An 18,503-nucleotide genomic window follows, 5' to 3' on the forward strand; every position below is an offset into this window, starting at 1 on the left:
CAGGATAGAGAGAGCAATCATGGAACAATTCACCATCCACACCGGCCTCGTGGCCCCGCTCGACCGCGAGAACGTCGACACCGACGCCATCATTCCGAAGCAATTCCTCAAGTCGATCAAGCGCACGGGCTTCGGCCCGAACCTGTTCGACGAATGGCGCTACAAGGACGTCGGCGAACCCGGCCAGGACAACAGCAAGCGTCCGCTGAACCCGGACTTCGTGCTGAACCAGCCGCGCTACCAGGGTGCATCGGTGCTGCTGGCGCGCAAGAACTTTGGCTGCGGCAGCTCGCGTGAGCACGCACCGTGGGCGCTGCAACAGTACGGCTTCCGCGCCATCATCGCGCCGAGCTTTGCCGACATCTTCTTCAACAACTGCTTCAAGAACGGCCTGTTGCCGATCGTGCTGACGGAGTCGCAAGTCGACCACCTGTTCAACGAGACGCTGGCATTCCCTGGCTATCAGTTGACGGTGGACCTGGACAAGCAGGTCGTCGTCACGCCGGGTGGCACGGCGTATCCGTTCGACATCACGGCATTCCGCAAGTACTGCCTGCTCAACGGTTTCGACGACATCGGCCTGACCCTGCGCTATGCAGACCAGATCAAGGCCTACGAAGCGCAGCGCCTGGCGAAGATGCCGTGGCTCGCACACAAGCTCGTCGGCTGAGCTGACCACAGAACAACAAGGACATACGCATGACCAAGATTGCAGTGTTGCCGGGCGACGGCATTGGCAAGGAAATCGTGGCCGAGGCCGTCAAGGTGCTGAACGCGCTGGGCGAGTCGTTCGAGATGGAATTCGCGCCCGTGGGTGGCGCCGGCTACGAAGCCAAGGGCCATCCGCTGCCGGAAGACACGCTCAAGCTCGCCAAGGAGGCTGACGCCATCCTGTTCGGCGCCGTGGGCGACTGGAAGTACGACACGCTGGCGCGCGAGCTGCGCCCCGAGCAAGCGATCCTCGGCCTGCGCAAGCATCTGCAGCTGTTCGCCAACTTCCGCCCGGCGATCTGCTATCCGGAACTGGCCGGCGCATCGAGCCTGAAGCCGGAAATCGTGGGCGGTCTCGACATCCTGATCGTGCGCGAACTGACCGGCGACATCTACTTCGGCCAGCCGCGCGGCGTGCGTGCTGCGCCGGACGGCCTGTTTGCCGGTGCGCGCGAAGGCTTCGACACCATGCGCTACAGCGAGCCGGAAATCCGCCGCATCGCGCATGTCGCCTTCCAGGCGGCCGCCAAGCGGGGCAAGAAGCTGTGCAGCGTCGACAAGGCCAACGTGCTGGAGACGTTCCAGTTCTGGAAGGACATCGTCACCGACGTGCACAAGGAGTACCCGGAAGTCGAGCTCTCGCACATGTACGTCGACAACGCGGCCATGCAGCTCGTCAAGGCGCCGAAGAACTTCGACGTGATCGTCACCGGCAACATGTTCGGCGACATTCTGTCGGACGAGGCTGCCATGCTGACGGGCTCGATCGGCATGCTGCCATCGGCGTCGCTGGATGCGAACAACAAGGGTCTGTACGAGCCGTCGCATGGTTCGGCGCCGGACATCGCAGGCAAGGGCATCGCCAACCCGCTGGCGACGATCCTGTCGGCGGCGATGATGCTGCGCTACTCGCTGGGCAAGGCTGAGCAGGCAGATCGCATCGAGAGCGCCGTCAAGAAGGTGCTGGCCCAGGGCTATCGCACGGGCGACATCCTGACGCCGGGCTGCAAGCAGGTCGGCACGGTGGAGATGGGCGAAGCGGTGTTGGCCGCGCTGTAATTCATCGCGCACGTTGCGGTGTCGTCACATGATGCGCCGCAACGTTTTTTTTCGGCGAACGCATGTTGCAGCGCATTGTGCGTCCGCCAAATCGTGTATATTTTTACGAATGATCTCGACCGCGCTCCTCTTCGGCATTCTGGGTACCCTGGCTCTCGCAGCTACGGGCACCGCCGCACGCGCACGCATTGCGACTGTCGAGATTCGCACGACCACCAAAACCATTACCAAAAAAACGATCTCGTAGATCGTCCGGTCGTGTCCGTTCGCCTTCCCCGCGCGGTCACCGCCGGGCGCACGAGGCGGGGAAAATCACTAAGGGTTCCACATCATGAAGGTAGGTCTCGTCGGTTGGCGCGGCATGGTCGGCAGCGTGCTGATGCAACGCATGCAGGAAGAAAAGGATTTCGACCTGATCGATACGGTGTTCTTCAGCACCAGCAACGCTGGCGGCAAGGCGCCCGCATTCGCCAAGACGGATGCGCCGCTGGCTGACGCCAACGACATCGAAGCACTGAAGGCATGCGACACGATCATCACGTGCCAGGGCGGTGACTACACCACCGAAGTCTTCCCGAAGCTGCGTGCTGCCGGCTGGAACGGCTACTGGATCGACGCTGCGTCGACCCTGCGCATGGACGACGACGCCGTGATCGTGCTGGACCCGGTCAACCTGGGCCTGATCAAGAACGCGGTGGCGGCCGGCACCAAGAATTTCATCGGCGGCAACTGCACCAACTCCATCTTACTGATGGGCGTGGGCGGCCTGTTCCGCGAAGGCTTGGTCGAATGGGTCAGCTCGATGACCTACCAGGCGGCTTCGGGCGGCGGCGCGAACCACATGCGCGAGCTGCTCAAGGGCATGGGCGTGATCCACGGCGCGGTGGCGGATGAGCTGGCCAACCCGGCATCGGCCATTCTGGACATCGATCGCAAGGTCGCGAAGACCATCCGCGAAGACGTGCCGACCGAATTTTTCCCGGCGCCGTTGGCTGGCGGTCTGATTCCCTGGATCGACAAGCAGCTCGACAACGGCCAGTCGAAGGAAGAGTGGAAGGGCCAGGCCGAGGTCAACAAAATCCTGGGCACGGCACAGACCATTCCGGTCGACGGCCTGTGCGTGCGGATTGGCGCGATGCGCTGCCACAGCCTGGGCTTGACGCTCAAGCTCAAGCGCGACCTGCCGCTCGAAGAGATCGAGCAGATCATCCGCTCGGGCAACCCGTGGGTGAAGTGGGTCCCGAACGACCGCAGTATCACCGAGAAGGAGCTGACGCCGGCGTCCATTACCGGCGGTCTGGAAATCGGTGTGGGCCGCGTGCGCAAGCTGAACATGGGGCCGGAATACGTGAGCGCCTTCGTGATCGGCGACCAGCTCCTGTGGGGTGCCGCAGAGCCACTACGTCGTACGCTGCGCATCCTGCTGGGCAAGTGACCCCGGCTTTGCATTCGTTGTCGAGTTGGACTACGGCGATCGTCGTTGCGGCCTGACAACAGAAAGTGCGCTTTTTCCACCAACGCCGCGCGGCCTGCGCGGCGTTGTGCCATCTGAATGCCCACGGGCTGTAACGTTGGTACACAATAGCGGCCAGAATTGCGGCAAGACAGCCGGCCACCCATTCGTGGGGTGGACAGGCACGGGGAAGAGTTGGTGCCACGTCGAAGCATTCGCATTCCGGGGGGTACGTCGAATGCTTCAGAATCTCGTCAATTGTGTCGTTTTGATAAAAATCGACGGCGGTTCGATGCTTCAGCTTTTCACCTTTTGGGTGAACTTGCTGCGCTAACTCGTTGATGTTAAGTTCGTTTGCACATTAAAAGATAACGGAGTCGAAGGTGAGGGTGAGCCAATACCGCCGGAGAGAATCGTCCCATCGCAGTCCTAGCTGGTCGGCCGTCGCCATTGCTGCGGCAAGCCTGTTGCTGATCCAGCCAGCAGCGCAGGCAGCCGGTTTCGGCGCACTGCACGTGCGTTCCAGCCTTGGTCAGCCGCTGCAGGCCGAAATCGATCTGACCGGCGTGACGCCCGAAGAGGCGCAAAACCTGGTCGCCAAGCTGGCTGCTCCGGATGCCTATTCGCGCGCCGGTCTGACCTACAACCCGATCGTCTCCTCGCTGCGTGCATCGCTGGAGCGCCAGTCAAATGGCAACTACGTGGTGCGTCTGCGCTCCACCCAGCCTGTCGCCGAGCCGTTTGTCGACGTGCTGGTCGATCTGAACTGGGCGAGCGGTCACGTTTCGCGCGCCTATACCTTCCTGCTGGACCCGGTGGGCTCCAGCAATACCGCACAGAATTTCGCACCGACGCCGGTGGTGCAGGCCACGACGCCGGGCGCCACTGAATCTGCCGCACCGGCACCGGTTGCTCAGTCGCAAGCCGCCGCTCCGGCTGCTGCCGCTGCACCTGCGCAGGCACGCCAGCCGCGTGCGGCAGTGCGCCAAACCGCACGCCAACAGCAGGCAGCTTCGGCACCGGACGCCACGCCGGGTGGTTCGTACACCGTGCAGCGCGGCGACAGCCTCTACGACATCGCGTCGACCGCCTCGCAGGGGCAGGACGCTGTGTCGCTCGACCAGATGCTGCTGGCGATGTACCGCAATAACCCCAACGCTTTCATCGGCGGCAACATCAATCGCCTGCGCACTGGCTCGGTGCTGAAGGTGCCGTCGCAGGCTGAAGCGCAGAAGGTCTCGCCGCGTGAAGCACGTCGCGAGGTGGTTGCGCAGACTTCTGGTTTTACCGGCTACCGCAACCGCCTGGCAACCGCCGCCGAAGCCAATGCCGCCACGGATACCGATTCGACCCGCCAGCAAAGCGGCAGTGTGTCGGCCCGTGTGCAGGATCAAGCGACGCCGGCTGCTAGCGGTCGTGACGAACTGCGCCTGTCGAAGGCCGATCGCACCGGCAAGGCCAACGCGGCTGCCCGTGACGAAGAGCTTGTTGCCAAGGAGCGTGCGCTCAAGGACATGGAATCGCGCGTTGCCCAGTTGGAGAAGAACCTCTCCGACATGCAACGTCTGGTGGAACTGAAGAACGCCGAATTGGCCAAGGCAGCTAGCGCTGCCAAGCCAGGCCCCGGTGCTGCGCCGGCAACGGCTGCACCTGCCGTAGCGGCAGCCAATGCTCCGGCTCCGGCCGCTGCAGCGGCATCGTCTACGTCGGCACCGGCTCAACAAGCCGCCCAACCGGCCGCTGCTGCTCCGGCAGAAGCTGCAGCTGCAGCACCGGCTTCTTCGGCAACCGCCGCGGCTGCTGCTTCTGCACCGGAAGCAGCATCGGCACCGGTGGCTGCGGCCTCGGCGCCACAAGTGGCGGCCAGCGCACCGGTTGCGGCTGCGTCGGCACCGGCTGCTGCGCCTAAAAAGGCGCCGGTCGTGGTGGCACCGCCGCAGCCAATCGAAGAAGAGTCCTTCTTCTCGTCGCTGCTGGGTAATCCGATGGCCCTGGGTCTGGGTGGTGTCGTGATCGCGCTGCTGGGTGGCTTGGCGGTGTATCGCCGCCGTCAGCAGAAGCCCGAGCAGGCGCATGGCTTCCAGGACAGCCTGCTGTCTCAGGAAAGCACGGTGATGGCGGGTGCCAACTCGCTGTTCGGCGCGGCTGGAGGTCAAAGCGTCGATACCTCGCAGCACAGCGTGTTCGGTGCGGATTTCCGCATCGGCGGTAGCAACGAGAGCAACGAAGTCGATCCGATTGCCGAAGCAGACGTCTATATCGCTTACGGCCGCGACGTACAGGCCGAGGAAATCCTGCGCGAGGCGCTTGAACAGCATCCGGAGCGCCAAGCTATTCGTTTGAAGTTGATGGAAATTTACGCAAATCGTCAGGACGCTCACGGCTTCCAGACCATTGCTGAAGAAATGCTGGCGCAAGTCGGCGCTGCCTCGCCTGAGTGGGCCGAGGCCGCAGCGATGGGCCGCAAGTTTGATCCGGCCAACCCGCTGTATCTGACGGTGCAGGGCGACGGGCATCATCCTGGCGCCGAAGTACCCGCCGAGCACGGCCACGCAGGTGCAGTTGCTGCCGGTGCGGCTGCTCTGGCAGGTGTGGGTGCGGTCGCTGCAGCCGAAGCCTTCAAGCCGACCGTGACGGGCGAAACCACCCGCCGCGGTGACGACTGGACCACGCTGTCCCCGGATCTGGACCCGTCCGCGCCGTCGACCAAGGCCCCGCAACTGGCCGATCTGGATCTGCCGCTGGAGTCGTTCCCGGCGCCGGCTGCTGGTGATCCGATCACGGCACCGGACGAAGCGGCAGAGATGTTCAAGTCGCACGCCGAGCCGGAAGCGGATCTGCCACAGTTCAACGCACACGCTGGTGAGGCTTATCAGCCGGTATCTGCGCCGCCGATGCACATGGACCTGTCGGATCTGTCGCTGGACCTGAATCCGACGCCGCCTGCTGCAGAGGCTGCACCGGCCGCTCCGGCGGTCTTGGCCGAAGAAAGCCTGCCGTCCTGGGCTCAGCCGACGGATCTATCGCAGGCGCCAATGCACTTCGATGCCGAGCAGCATCACGCTGAGCAAGAGCATGTCGTCAACGATGAGCCACAATCGGCCATCCGCCTGGACACCAACCTGCCGCACACGCTGTCCGGTGAGCATGGCGCCGACGGCGTGCGCGATCTGCAGATCAAGTTCGATTTGGCCAAGGCGTACATCGAAATCGGTGACAAGGAAGGTGCACGCGAGCTGCTGCAGGAAGTGCTGGACCTGGGCGACCCCTCGTTCCACGCCGAGGCACAGGCTCTGATGCGTCAGATCGGCTGACGTACAGCGCTTCAAGGCATCGACAGCGCCGGCAGGGTGGTATCCTGCCGGCGTTTTTCTTTCCGCATGAGGACTCACAAGGCATGACGCGCATAGCGCTCGGCATCCAGTACGACGGGGCCGCGTTCTCGGGGTGGCAATCGCAACCACACGGTAATACTGTGCAAGACATGCTGGAGGCGGCGCTGCGCCAGTTTGCAGGCGTGCCGCTGCCGACCACTGTAGCCGGCCGCACCGATGCCGGTGTGCATGCGCTGGGGCAGGTTGTGCACCTCGATACTGACCTCGTGCGCGATCCGTTCTCGTGGGTGCGTGGTACCAACGCCTTCCTGCCGTCGACCGTGGCCGTGCGCTGGGCGCAGGAGACGTCGGAAGACTTCCACGCACGCTTCTCCGCCCATCGCCGCACGTACTACTACGCGCTGACCTTCGGGCCGACGCGTGCGCCGCTGCTGGAGGGCAAGGCCGGCTACGTCATGCTGCCGCCTGGCAAGTCGCTTGATGTCGCTGCCATGCACGAAGCCGCGCAGGTGCTGGTCGGCGAGCACGATTTCTCGTCTTTCCGCGCGGCGGAATGCCAGGCCAAGTCGCCGGTCAAGACGATGTATTCGATGGAAGTGCAAGGCGAGGGCGAGTGGGTGTTCGTACGCATTCGCGGCAGTGCCTTCCTGCATCACATGGTGCGCAACATCATGGGCTGCCTGGTCGCGATCGGCCGGGGGCGTCAGCCGGCAGCGTGGATGGCCGATGTGTTGGCCGCCCGCAGCCGCGTGGCCGCTGCGCCCACCTTCATGCCCGATGGCCTTTATCTGGCCGAGGTCGGCTATCCTGATGCCTTCTCGCTGCCGGCGTCTTCGGCATCGTCCAGCCTGTTTCGAGGCGTGTTCGACGAGCACGCCGGCCCGTGAATTCCGCATCCGACATGTCGCTTCACCGAACCCGCATCAAGCTCTGCGGCCTGACCCAGCCGGCTGACGTCGATCACGCCGTCGCGCTGGGCGCAGATGCCATCGGGCTGGTGTTCTACCCGCCCAGCCCGCGCTACGTCGCCACAGAGCGCGCTGCTGAACTGGCCCGCCGCGCCGGCCCGTTTGTTACCGTGACAGGCCTGTTCGTCAATGCCAGTGCGGACGACATCGCCCGCGTGCTGGACCAAGTGCCGCTCACGCTGCTCCAGTTCCACGGCGACGAGCCACCGGAGCTATGCGCTGAGATTGCCGGGAAGGTGGGGTTGCCCTGGCTGCGTGCCCTGCGTGTTCAGCCCGGAACCGATTTGGTAGAATTTGCCGATCGGTTTGCCGCTGCCCAAGGCCTGTTGCTCGACGCATTTGTTGAGGGGTATGGCGGCGGCGGCCACGTCTTCGACTGGACCCTGATTCCCCCGCAATGGCTCTCGCATTCCGCATCGCCAAGCGTCGCTCCTCGGCTCGTTTTGAGTGGTGGGTTGAGCGCGCAAAACGTCGCTGGCGCGATTGAGCGCGTGCGGCCCTACGCTGTGGATGTCAGCAGCGGGATCGAGGCCGCACGGGGCGTGAAAGACCACGCCCGCATGACTGCATTTGTGCGTGCGGTCCGCGAGGCCGATGCCGCCCTGGGCGCATCGGCACAAGCCTGAGCCGTTCTGGCCAGTTGCTCGCGGCGCACGCCTTCCTGAATATCTCCGCCGACGGGTCTCAACCCTGACTCTGGCGGACGCCTCGAGAGATTGCCATGTACAACCTGCCCGACGCCCACGGCCATTTCGGCCCCTACGGCGGCACCTTCGTTGCAGAAACGCTGTCCCACGCGCTGGATGAGCTGCGCGATGCCTACGCGCGCTACCAGCACGATCCCGAATTCATCAAGGAATACGAGTACGAGCTGAAGCATTTCGTCGGCCGTCCGTCGCCCATCTATCACGCACGCCGCCTGACCGAGCACTGCGGCGGCGCGCAGATCTACCTCAAGCGCGAAGACCTGAACCACACCGGCGCGCACAAGGTGAACAACGTCATCGGCCAAGCGCTGCTGGCACGCCGCATGGGCAAGCCGCGCGTGATTGCTGAAACCGGCGCCGGTCAGCACGGCGTGGCGACCGCCACCATCGCCGCGCGCTACGGCATGGAATGCGTCGTCTACATGGGCAGCGAAGACGTGCGCCGCCAGGCCGCCAACGTCTACCGCATGAAGCTGCTGGGCGCGACGGTGGTGCCGGTGGAATCCGGCTCGCGCACGCTCAAGGACGCGCTGAACGAAGCCATGCGCGACTGGGTCACCAACGTGGCCGACACGTTCTACATCATCGGCACGGTGGCCGGTCCGCATCCGTATCCGATGATGGTGCGCGACTTCCAGGCCGTGATCGGTGAGGAGTGCAAGGTGCAGATGCCCGAGATGATCGGTCGCCAGCCCGACGCGGTGATCGCGTGCGTGGGCGGTGGCTCCAATGCCATGGGCATCTTCTATCCGTATATCGACCATGCCGACGTGAAGCTGATCGGCGTGGAAGCGGCGGGCGAGGGCATCGAGACGGGCCGTCACGCGGCGTCGCTCACGGGCGGCTCGCCGGGCGTGCTGCACGGCAACCGTACGTACCTGCTGCAGGATGACGACGGCCAGATCATCGAGACGCATTCGATCTCGGCGGGGCTGGACTATCCGGGCGTTGGTCCGGAGCACGCCTGGTTGAAGGATGCGCACCGCGCGGAATACGTCCCGATTACCGACAAGGAGGCGCTGCAGGCTTTCCACGATCTGTGCCGCATGGAGGGCATCATCCCCGCGCTGGAATCGAGCCACGCGCTGGCCTATGCCTGCAAGCTGGCGCCGACCCTGCCGAAGGACAAGATCCTGCTGGTGAACCTGTCGGGCCGCGGCGACAAGGACATGCACACCGTCGCCGAATTCTCCGGCATCAAACTCTAATGGCACTGGCACACGCATGACCGAGCGCGCCATCGACGGCATCTTCAACGAGGACTGCATCACCGGGGTCGGGCATCTGGCCGACGGCAGTGTGGACCTCGTCATCGCCGATCCGCCGTACGGGCTGGGCAAGGATTACGGCAACGACTCTGACAAGCTGTCAGGCGATGCATACCTGGCCTGGTCTGAACGCTGGATCGATGCGATACGGCCGAAACTGGCGCGCAACGGCTCGCTCTACCTGTTCTGCACGTGGCAATACGCGCCGGAACTGTTCGTGATGCTCAAGCAGCGTCTCATGATGATCAACGAGATCATCTGGGATCGCCGGGTGCCCAGCATGGGCGGCAGCACGCGTAAGTTCTCGTCGGTGCACGACAACATCGGCTTCTTTGCCGCCTCGCGCGATTACTACTTCGACGTCGACGCCGTGCGCATTCCGTACGATGCGGAGACGAAGAAAGCGCGCAGCCGCAAGCGTTTCGAGGGTAAGAAGTGGCTGGAAGTCGGCTACAACCCGAAGGACGTGTGGAGCGTGTCGCGTCTGCACCGGCAAGACCCGGAGCGGGCCGAGCACCCGACGCAGAAGCCGCTGGAACTGGTGGAGCGCATGATCCTGGCAAGCTGCCCGCCGGGCGGCCTGGTGCTGGACCCATTCTTGGGCAGCGGCACCACGGCAGCGGCGAGTGCGCGCCTTGGCCGCCGCTTTGCCGGTTTCGAGATCAATGCTGACTATTGCCGCGTGGCGCGCGAGCGCGTGGCTGCTGTGCATGCCGCTGCTGCCAACGCACAACCGACTGAATCTGAGGCGCCAGACACCATCAAGGTCGCCTGACAAACCGATCCCCCTATGTCCCGCATCGCTCAAACCTTTTCGCAGTTGTCCGCACAGGGCCGCAAGGGCCTGATCCCGTTCATCACGGCGGGCGATCCGTACCCTGAGATGACCGTTGACCTCATGCACGCGCTGGTGAAGGGCGGCGCCAACGTCATCGAACTGGGCGTGCCGTTTTCCGACCCGATGGCCGATGGCCCGGTCATTCAGCGTGCGTCGGAACGCGCACTCGCCAAGAAGGTCGGCCTGCGCACTGTGCTGGAGTACGTGCGTGCATTCCGCACTACCGACACCACCACGCCCGTGGTGCTGATGGGTTACGCCAACCCGATTGAACGCATGGGTACTGATGCCTTCGCTAAGGCCGCGTCGGAGGCGGGCGTAGATGGCGTGCTGGTGGTCGACTACCCGCCCGAGGAATGCGAGGTCTTCGCCAAGACCATGCGCGAAGCTGGCATTGATCCGATCTTCCTGCTGGCTCCCACCTCCACTGAAGCGCGCATCGCCCAGATCGCCCGTGTGGCAAGTGGCTACATCTACTACGTGTCGCTCAAGGGCGTGACCGGTTCGGCAACGTTGGACCTCGACAGCGTGGCCGCGCGTATCCCGCAAATCCGCCAGCATGCGCGGCTGCCAGTGGGCGTCGGCTTCGGCATCCGTGATGCGGCAACTGCACGTGCCATCGGTGGCGTTGCCGATGCCGTGGTCATCGGATCCCGCATTGTGCAATTGCTTGAAGAAGCACCTCGCGAACAAGCGGTACAATACTTGACTGATTTCATCGCGGAGATTCGCCAGGCGCTGGACGCCTGAGTCACATTCTTCGCGCGAGCGCATTCAAGGAGCACGCATGAGCTGGCTGGATAAACTGCTTCCGCCCAAGATCCAACAGACCGATCCGTCGCAACGCAAAGGCATTCCGGAAGGCCTGTGGATCAAATGCCCGGCTTGCGAGTCGGTGCTGTACCGCACTGACGTCGAAGCCAACCTGCACGTCTGCCCGAAGTGTGACCACCACATGCGCATCGGCGCCCGCGCCCGTCTGGACGCGCTGCTGGACGCGGAGGGTCGCTATGAGCTGGGCCAGGAGATCCTCCCGGTCGACGCGCTCAAGTTCAAGGACAGCAAGAAATACCCCGACCGCATCAAAGCCGCCATGGACAACACAGGCGAGACCGATGCCATGGTCGTGCTGGGCGGCGCCATCCACGCACTGCCGGTAGTGGTGGCCTGCTTCGAGTTCGAGTTCATGACGGGCTCGATGGGCTCGGTGGTGGGTGAGCGCTTCGCGCGCGGCGCACAGATGGCGCTGGAGCAGAAGGTGCCGTTCATCTGTGTGACGGCCTCGGGCGGTGCGCGCATGCAGGAGAGCCTGCTGTCGCTGATGCAGATGGCCAAGACCACGGCGATGGTGCAGAAGCTGGCCGAAGCCAAGCTGCCGTTCATCAGCGTGCTGACCGATCCGACCACCGGCGGTGTGTCCGCCAGCTTCGCCTTCATGGGCGACGTGGTGATCGCTGAGCCCAAGGCGATGATCGGCTTTGCCGGCCCGCGGGTGATTGAACAGACCGTGCGCGAGAAGCTGCCGGAAGGCTTCCAGCGTGCCGAGTTCCTGCTGCAGAAGGGCGCCATCGACATGATCGTCGACCGCCGCAACATGCGCCGCGAGATTGCCGAGCTGCTGGCGCTCTTGCAGAAGCAACCGGCCGACGCACTGGCCTGATGCGCCACACCTGTTGAACCGAAGCGCGGGCGAGAGTCCGCGCTTCTTGTTTTTGCGCGGCGACAATCGCAGCGCCTCCAACGCATGCCTACTTTCGACAATCTGCCCGCCTGGCTGACTCACCTCGAAACCGCACACCCGGTCGGCATCGACATGGGTCTTGCCCGTATCAACCGCGTGCGCGACGCGCTGGGGCTGGCGTTCAAATCCGTCGTCTTCACGGTTGGCGGCACAAACGGCAAGGGCTCGACCTGCTCGATGCTGGAGGCGATCCTGCTGGCCGCGGGCTACAAGGTTGGCTGCCATACGTCGCCGCATCTGATCGACTTCAACGAACGCGCCCGCGTGAATGGCGAGATCGCCACCGACGCGATGCTGCTGCCGCATTTCGAAGCCGTCGAGCGCGCACGCTGCAGCTTTCCTGAGCCCGTCAGCCTGACGTATTTCGAGTTCACCACGCTGGCGATCATGCATCTGTTTGCCGACGCGGGGCTCGACGCGGTCATCCTCGAAGTGGGTCTGGGTGGTCGTCTGGACGCCGTCAATATCATCGATACGGATTGCGCCATCATCACCAGCGTCGATCTGGACCACATGGCCTATCTGGGCGATACGCGCGAGGCGATCGGCCTTGAGAAGGCCGGGATCTTCCGCCCAGGCAAGCCGGCAATCTGTTCCGATCCGGTGCCGCCGATCTCGCTGGTCAAGCAAGCCGAGGCCGTTGGTGCTGACCTTTGGTTGATCGGCCGCGATTTCAACTTCCAGGGCGACAAGCAGCAGTGGGGTTTCAGCGGACGGGGGCGGCGCTGGCCGAGCCTCGGCTATCCGGGGCTGCGCGGTGCGAATCAGCTGCTGAATGCATCGGCGGCGTTGGCGGCGCTGGAGTCGGTGCGCGACCGGTTGCCCATTTCCGCCCAGGACGTGCGCCTGGGGTTGTCACAGGTGGCATTGCCGGGCCGTTTCCAGGTCATGGCAGGTCGCCCTGCAGTGATTCTGGATGTGGCGCATAACCCGCATGCAGCGGCGGCGCTCGGTCAGAACCTCGAAAACATGGGCTTCTTCCGCTACACCTACGCGGTGTTTGGTGCCATGCAGGACAAGGACATCGCCGGGGTGCTTGGCCACATGCTCGACAAGGTCGACCATTGGTGCCTGACCGATCTGCCGACGCCGCGTGCCGCCAGCGCCGCGCGCTTGGAGCAAGCACTGACGGACGCCGGCTTCCAGCTGGGCAAGGAGTCGAGCGTCAGCACATTCAGCGATCCCGCCACAGCCTATCGCAACGCCATGGAGCGTGCGACTGAGGATGATAGAATTGTGGTCTTCGGATCGTTCTTCACCGTTGCCGGTGTGCTTGCGGAGCGTAAGAGCCGCGCACATTAGCCAAGCGCATTTGCCAACATTGGGCAGCGCCGGGTCACAGGGCGACCGGGCGTCGGCGCTGCCCTCGCATGCATCGTCTGAGAGCCAAACCGAGCGCAATCCATGGGTCTGTTTTCCATTTTCTCCTCCCGCAAAAACGCTGAAGGCGAACGCTCGCGCGGCGCCGCTGGCAGTGCTGCCGATGTGGCCCGCGATGCGGTCCATGAATCGCGCACCTCGTCCCGCGCATCGTCGAACTCCCGTAGCCGCGCCGCTCGTCGTACGGACGTTGACGACGATGGTCTCGACCCCGAACTCCCGCAAAAGCAGCGCGCCCGCCGTCGATTGATCGGCGCGGTCGTACTGGTGGGCGCCGCTGTGGTGGTGTTGCCGCTGGTGTTCGACGCCAAACCGCGCCCTGTGACCGACGCGGTGGCTGTGCAGATTCAGGATCAACCGATCGACCGCGGCGCCAAGGCGTCCACCGATGAACCCAAGGTCGCGAGCCGTCGCTCTGCACCGCGTGCACCAGGTTCGTCGGCGGACCAACCGCAGGCGCTCGACCAGGGCGAAGAGGTGGTTGCTTCTGCGGATGCACCGTCACCCAGCACGACCGCGCTTGCACCTGCGCAAAACACGCCGTCAGCCAAGCCGACCCCACCCAAGACGGTCGCCAGTCTGACGCCACCCGCTGATTCCAAGCCTGCTGCCAAACCGGCCCAGCCCGCGCAACAAGCCGCCGCGCCCAGTACGGATGCCAGCGGCAACAAGTTTGTCCTGCTGATTGGCGCCTTCGCGTCTGAAGACCGTGCGCGCAACTGGCTGGGCAAGCTCAAGGCCGAGAAGATTCCCGGCTACATCGAACACAAGAAGGTGCCCGACAAGGGTGATCTGGCGCTGTTGCGTGCAGGTCCGTTCAGCGATCGTGCAGCGGCAGAAGCCGCGCAGAAGCGTGCAGAGCAGATCGGTCTGACGCCCAAGCTCGTTCAGCAGTAGCGATGCGGCATAACGTGCACTCGCCAGATTCGCTGATTTGTCACGCCACCCTCAGTCCAAGTCAATCCAAGCCGCTGCCCGATGCAACCGACTTTCTTTGACTATGGCGTGCTGTTCATCGTTGTCACGTCTGCGCTGATTGGATTGTTTCGTGGGCTGATCCGCGAGGTGCTGGCGTTGCTCGGGTGGTTGTTTGCCGCGTGGGTGGCGTACACGTTTTCGGGTGTGGCGGCGGGCTGGATGCCCGAGTCGCTGCCGGGCGGACCGGTGGCGCGCACCATTCTCGGTTTCGTCCTACTGTTTATCGTGACGGTGATTGCGACATCGCTGGTGGGTGCGTTGCTCTCGGCGGCATTGTCGAGCGCGGGGCTCAAGCCGGCCGATCGTGGCCTCGGCATGGTGTTCGGGCTGGCACGCGGTGGTGTGATCATCCTCGTGCTGATGACGGTGGCGGGCTTTACCAGCCTGCCCGAGCAACCGTTCTGGCGCGAGGCGATCAGCCGGCCCTATGCGGAGGAGGTGGCACGTGCGGCCAAACCGCTATTGCCGCCTGACGTCGCGAAGTATGTTCACTATTGATCCGGAGCGTCTGGCCACCAGCTAGACGATCTGGGAAGCTTTTTTCGGCGCCGGCAACGGGTGCGGGCGCCACCAATACGCTCTCGCTGGAGATCGACATGTGCGGTATCGTTGGCGTGGTTTCTTCCACGCCGGTCAATCAGCTGATCTATGACAGCCTGCTGCTTCTGCAACACCGGGGGCAGGACGCGGCTGGCATTGCCACTGCGGCAGGCAACACCTTCCATATGCACAAGGCCAATGGCATGGTGCGTGACGTGTTCCGCACGCGCAACATGCGCGGCTTGCCGGGCACAAGCGGCATCGGCCAAGTGCGTTATCCGACGGCCGGTTCTTCCAGCGAGGAAGAGGCCCAGCCGTTCTACGTCAATGCGCCATTCGGCATCGTGCTGGCGCATAACGGCAACCTGACCAACTCCGATCAACTGCGCGAAGAGATGTTCCGACGCGATCGTCGTCACATCAACACGCAGTCGGATTCTGAAGTCCTGCTCAACGTGCTGGCCGATGAGCTGCAGCGCGCCAGCAACGATATTCCGCTGAATCGGGACTCCATCTTCACCGCCGTGGAAGGCTTGCACCGCCGCGTGCGCGGCTCGTATGCCATCGCCGCGGAGATCTCCGGTTACGGCGTGCTGGCCGTGCGTGATCCGTTCGGCATCCGCCCGCTGGCGCTGGGTAGCCAGGAAACGCCGGACGGCAAGATCGAATACATGGTCGCCTCCGAATCCGTGGCGCTGGAAGGTATCGGCTTCAAGTTCGAACGCGACGTGGCGCCCGGCGAAGCGATCTTCATCGACCTGGAAGGCAAGCTGCACACCAAGCAATGCGCCCAGAACCCGGTGCTGTCGCCGTGCATTTTTGAGTACGTGTACCTGGCGCGTCCGGACTCGCGCATGGATGGCGTGTCGGTGTACGACGCGCGCCTGCGCATGGGCGATTACCTGGCCGAGAAGATCAAGCGCGAGGTAACCGACCCGATCGACGTGGTGATGCCGATTCCGGATTCGTCGCGTCCGGCTGCCATGCAGGTCGCCAACCACCTGGGCGTGCCGTACCGCGAGGGCTTCTTCAAGAACCGCTACGTGGGCCGCACCTTCATCATGCCGGGCCAGGCCGTGCGAAAGAAGTCGGTGCGCCAGAAGCTCAACGCCATGGCGATCGAGTTCAAGGGCAAGAACGTGCTGATCGTCGATGACTCCATCGTGCGTGGCACGACGTCATCGGAGATCGTGCAGATGGCACGCGACGCGGGCGCGAAGAAGGTGATCTTCGCGTCGGCTGCGCCGCCGGTGAAGTTCCCGAACGTGTATGGCATCGACATGCCGACGCGCGGCGAACTGGTGGCCTATGGCCGCACGCACGAAGAGATCGCCAAGATCATCGGCGCAGACCAGCTCGTGTACCAGGACGTGGAAGACATGAAGCGTGCCGTGCGCGACGTCAACCCGGCGCTCAAGGACTTCGATGCGTCGTGCTTTGACGGCAAGTACGTGACGGGCGACATCGACGAGGCGTATCTCGATCGTCTGGAGACCGCGCGTAACAGCTCGGCCGCCAGTGCGGATCGCGAGAATGCGCAAAACGATGATCCTCGTACGCAGCTGCACCTGCAACGTTCGGCTGTGAACGAGTAAGTCACTGCGGTTGCCTCAAACAAAAAGCCCGTCTTACGAAGACGGGCTTTTTGTTGGGCGCTTGGTCTGCCGAGTTACTTGAGCATGCGACGGCGCAGCAGCCACAGGCACAGCACCAGTGCGACAACGGCGTAGAGCAGCAGCACGCCGAGGTGAAGCAGCACGTTGTCGGGTGTGCGGCCCAGCATGAGTGGGCGGATCAGCTCCACCGCGTGCGGCAGCGGCAGCACGTTCGTGACCGCACGGATGGGCGCCGGCAGTTGCGACAGCGGGAAGAACACGCCTGAGAGCAGCATCATCGGCGTGATCACCAGCGTCTGATAGAACATGAAGAAATCGTAGTTGGGCGCGAGTGCCGTCATGTTCATTGCCAGGCAGGCGAACGTGAACCCCGTGAGCACAATGACGGGCAGGGCGAGCAACGCTTGCGGCATCGACGCATAGCCGAGAACCCCCGCCACCAGCATGATCGCCAGACCCGAGAGCACGGATTTGCTGGCTGCCCAGATCAGCTCGCCGAGCACCACATCGCCCAGGGTGAGGGGGGCATAGAGAATGGCTTCCCACGTGCGCTGCACGTGCATGCGCGAGAACGCCGAGTACATCGCCTCGAAGCTCGCCGACATCATCGTGCTGGACGCTACCGTGCCGGCGGCCAAAAACGCAATGTACGACACGCCGTCGATGTGCCCGACCAGCAGGCCCAGGCCGAGCCCAAGGCCAAACAGGTAGATCATTGGGTCGGCCAGGTTGCCGGCCAACGACGGAATGGCGAGCTTGCGCCAGACCATGAAATTGCGCAGCCAGATGGTCTGCCAGTTGCGGAAGTTGAGCGGCCGTAGCGATTGCGGATAGGCCTGCTGCGGGACTGCGGTAAGCGTGGCTTCGTTGGACATGGGGTGGCTCATTCAGTCTCGCATCTCGCGGCCTGTCAGACGCAGGAACACGTCTTCCAGATTGGCGGGGCGGTGCAGGTAGCGCAGGCCGGGCATGGTGTGCGTTTCGGTCTGCGCGCGCAGGGCGGCCACCAGCGGTTGCGGATCGCGTGCGTAGCAGAAGAGGGTTTCACCGCTGGTCTCCACGCGCTCGGCCAGGGGCGTGAGCAGCGTACGCAGGGCAGCGAGATCGTCGCCGTAGACCTCCACCACGTCGCAACCGATCTCGCGTGCGATGAGTTCGTGCGGTTTGCCTTGCGCGATCTTGCGGCCGTTATCGATCACGCAGAGTTCATCGCACAGGCGCTCGGCCTCTTCCATGAAGTGCGTGGTCAGCAGGATGGTCTTGCCGCCGGCCAGCAGTGAGCGTAGACGTTCCCAGATCAGGTGGCGTGCTTGCGGGTCGAGCCCTGTGGTGGGCTCGTCCATGACCAGGATGTCGGGGTCGTTGATGAGTGCGCGTGCCACGGTCAGCCGGCGCTTCATGCCGCCGGAGAGCGCGCGCACCGGCGCATCAGCCTTTTGTTCGAGCCGTGCGAATTCCAGCAGGGCAGGGATGCGCTCACGGATGGCTGCGGAGGACAGGCCGAAGTAACGGCCAAAGATGCGCAGGTTTTCCGAGACGGTGAAATCAGGGTCGAGATTGTCGAACTGCGGCACCACGCCCACACGCATGCGTGCACGATGCGCAAACTCGGGAACCGCCTCACCGCACAGTTGCAGCGCACCCGCGTCGGGCATCGTCATGCCGAGCAGCATGCGCAGCGTGGTGGTCTTGCCGGCACCGTTGGGGCCCAGCAGGCCGAAGCATTGGCCGCGCCGTACGGAGAAGCTCAGGTTGTCGACGACGGTTTGATCGCCATAGCGCTTGCGCAAGCCTTCGACGCTCAGGATTGGTGTGCTGCTCACGCCGAAGCCGGATTGCTCGTATCGCACATCGCCTCCGTTGCAAAACGCTGATTATGCGCTCGCCTAGGCATATGCGTATGCGGGGA

General features: G+C 63.9%; 16 protein-coding genes. 14 read left to right on the plus strand and 2 right to left on the minus strand.

Annotated features, from left to right (window positions below; translation table 11 throughout):
• Positions 1-19 precede the first annotated feature (19 nt).
• The 14 genes from leuD (at position 20) to purF (ending at position 16,573) form a co-directional block, all read left to right on the plus strand.
• Complete coding sequence (leuD, locus tag ACS13N_RS04225) at positions 20-670, plus strand: 3-isopropylmalate dehydratase small subunit (RefSeq protein ID WP_048932749.1); 651 nt, start codon at positions 20-22, stop codon at positions 668-670.
• A gap of 29 nt (positions 671-699) precedes the next feature.
• Entirely contained in the window at positions 700-1,770 is a 1,071-nt protein-coding gene (leuB, locus tag ACS13N_RS04230) for a 3-isopropylmalate dehydrogenase (RefSeq protein WP_438930490.1), read from the plus strand.
• 331 nt (positions 1,771-2,101) lie between these two features.
• Complete coding sequence (asd, locus tag ACS13N_RS04235; RefSeq protein WP_438930491.1) at positions 2,102-3,205, plus strand: aspartate-semialdehyde dehydrogenase; 1,104 nt, start codon at positions 2,102-2,104, stop codon at positions 3,203-3,205.
• A gap of 401 nt (positions 3,206-3,606) precedes the next feature.
• Positions 3,607-6,537, plus strand: coding sequence for a FimV/HubP family polar landmark-like protein TapV (gene tapV / locus ACS13N_RS04240; RefSeq protein WP_438930492.1), 2,931 nt, complete (start codon positions 3,607-3,609; stop codon positions 6,535-6,537).
• A gap of 83 nt (positions 6,538-6,620) precedes the next feature.
• The gene (truA, locus tag ACS13N_RS04245) at positions 6,621-7,445 is read left to right on the plus strand and encodes a tRNA pseudouridine(38-40) synthase TruA (protein WP_438930493.1); all 825 of its coding nucleotides are present in this window, start codon (positions 6,621-6,623) and stop codon (positions 7,443-7,445) included.
• Positions 7,442-8,152, plus strand: coding sequence for a phosphoribosylanthranilate isomerase (locus ACS13N_RS04250; protein ID WP_438930494.1), 711 nt, complete (start codon positions 7,442-7,444; stop codon positions 8,150-8,152). Before truA ends, ACS13N_RS04250 begins: the two co-directional genes overlap by 4 nt.
• Before the next feature lie 95 nt (positions 8,153-8,247).
• Positions 8,248-9,441: a tryptophan synthase subunit beta gene (gene trpB, locus ACS13N_RS04255; RefSeq protein ID WP_438930495.1), complete on the plus strand. Its 1,194-nt coding sequence runs from the start codon at positions 8,248-8,250 to the stop codon at positions 9,439-9,441.
• A gap of 16 nt (positions 9,442-9,457) precedes the next feature.
• A complete protein-coding gene (locus tag ACS13N_RS04260) occupies positions 9,458-10,276 on the plus strand; it encodes a DNA-methyltransferase (RefSeq protein ID WP_438930496.1) in 819 nt (272 codons plus the stop codon).
• Between the two features lie 15 nt (positions 10,277-10,291).
• Positions 10,292-11,089, plus strand: coding sequence for a tryptophan synthase subunit alpha (gene trpA / locus ACS13N_RS04265; RefSeq protein WP_438930497.1), 798 nt, complete (start codon positions 10,292-10,294; stop codon positions 11,087-11,089).
• 37 nt (positions 11,090-11,126) lie between these two features.
• Complete coding sequence (gene accD / locus ACS13N_RS04270; RefSeq protein WP_438930498.1) at positions 11,127-11,999, plus strand: acetyl-CoA carboxylase, carboxyltransferase subunit beta; 873 nt, start codon at positions 11,127-11,129, stop codon at positions 11,997-11,999.
• 84 nt (positions 12,000-12,083) lie between these two features.
• Entirely contained in the window at positions 12,084-13,382 is a 1,299-nt protein-coding gene (gene folC / locus ACS13N_RS04275; RefSeq protein ID WP_438930499.1) for a bifunctional tetrahydrofolate synthase/dihydrofolate synthase, read from the plus strand.
• A 102-nt stretch (positions 13,383-13,484) separates the two neighbouring features.
• A complete protein-coding gene (locus ACS13N_RS04280; protein WP_438930500.1) occupies positions 13,485-14,357 on the plus strand; it encodes an SPOR domain-containing protein in 873 nt (290 codons plus the stop codon).
• Positions 14,358-14,438: 81 nt separating this feature from the next.
• A complete protein-coding gene (locus ACS13N_RS04285) occupies positions 14,439-14,936 on the plus strand; it encodes a CvpA family protein (protein WP_438930501.1) in 498 nt (165 codons plus the stop codon).
• Positions 14,937-15,034: 98 nt separating this feature from the next.
• Positions 15,035-16,573, plus strand: coding sequence for an amidophosphoribosyltransferase (purF, locus tag ACS13N_RS04290; RefSeq protein WP_438930502.1), 1,539 nt, complete (start codon positions 15,035-15,037; stop codon positions 16,571-16,573).
• Between the two features lie 74 nt (positions 16,574-16,647).
• Here the strand turns inward: purF and ACS13N_RS04295 are convergent, their stop codons facing one another.
• Positions 16,648-17,469 (minus strand): ABC transporter permease, encoded by an 822-nt coding sequence (locus tag ACS13N_RS04295; protein ID WP_438930503.1) that lies wholly within the window; start codon positions 17,467-17,469, stop codon positions 16,648-16,650.
• Positions 17,470-17,481: 12 nt separating this feature from the next.
• A complete protein-coding gene (gene nodI, locus ACS13N_RS04300) occupies positions 17,482-18,444 on the minus strand; it encodes a nodulation factor ABC transporter ATP-binding protein NodI (protein WP_438930504.1) in 963 nt (320 codons plus the stop codon).
• Between the last annotated feature and the right edge of the window lie 59 nt (positions 18,445-18,503).

The organism is Ralstonia sp. 24A2 (genome assembly GCF_051783885.1).
Taxonomy (GTDB): Bacteria; Pseudomonadota; Gammaproteobacteria; order Burkholderiales; family Burkholderiaceae; genus Ralstonia.

Bases quoted from the DNA above. Each gene is read 5' to 3' on its own strand.
- leuD (WP_048932749.1), top strand. From the start codon at position 20: ATGGAACAATTCACCATCCACACCGGCCTCGTGGCCCCGCTCGACCGC.
- leuB (WP_438930490.1), top strand. From the start codon at position 700: ATGACCAAGATTGCAGTGTTGCCGGGCGACGGCATTGGCAAGGAAATC.
- asd (WP_438930491.1), top strand. From the start codon at position 2,102: ATGAAGGTAGGTCTCGTCGGTTGGCGCGGCATGGTCGGCAGCGTGCTG.
- truA (WP_438930493.1), top strand. From the start codon at position 6,621: ATGACGCGCATAGCGCTCGGCATCCAGTACGACGGGGCCGCGTTCTCG.
- trpB (WP_438930495.1), top strand. From the start codon at position 8,248: ATGTACAACCTGCCCGACGCCCACGGCCATTTCGGCCCCTACGGCGGC.
- ACS13N_RS04260 (WP_438930496.1), top strand. From the start codon at position 9,458: ATGACCGAGCGCGCCATCGACGGCATCTTCAACGAGGACTGCATCACC.
- trpA (WP_438930497.1), top strand. From the start codon at position 10,292: ATGTCCCGCATCGCTCAAACCTTTTCGCAGTTGTCCGCACAGGGCCGC.
- accD (WP_438930498.1), top strand. From the start codon at position 11,127: ATGAGCTGGCTGGATAAACTGCTTCCGCCCAAGATCCAACAGACCGAT.
- folC (WP_438930499.1), top strand. From the start codon at position 12,084: ATGCCTACTTTCGACAATCTGCCCGCCTGGCTGACTCACCTCGAAACC.
- ACS13N_RS04280 (WP_438930500.1), top strand. From the start codon at position 13,485: ATGGGTCTGTTTTCCATTTTCTCCTCCCGCAAAAACGCTGAAGGCGAA.
- ACS13N_RS04285 (WP_438930501.1), top strand. From the start codon at position 14,439: ATGCAACCGACTTTCTTTGACTATGGCGTGCTGTTCATCGTTGTCACG.
- purF (WP_438930502.1), top strand. From the start codon at position 15,035: ATGTGCGGTATCGTTGGCGTGGTTTCTTCCACGCCGGTCAATCAGCTG.
- ACS13N_RS04295 (WP_438930503.1), bottom strand. From the start codon at position 17,469: ATGTCCAACGAAGCCACGCTTACCGCAGTCCCGCAGCAGGCCTATCCG.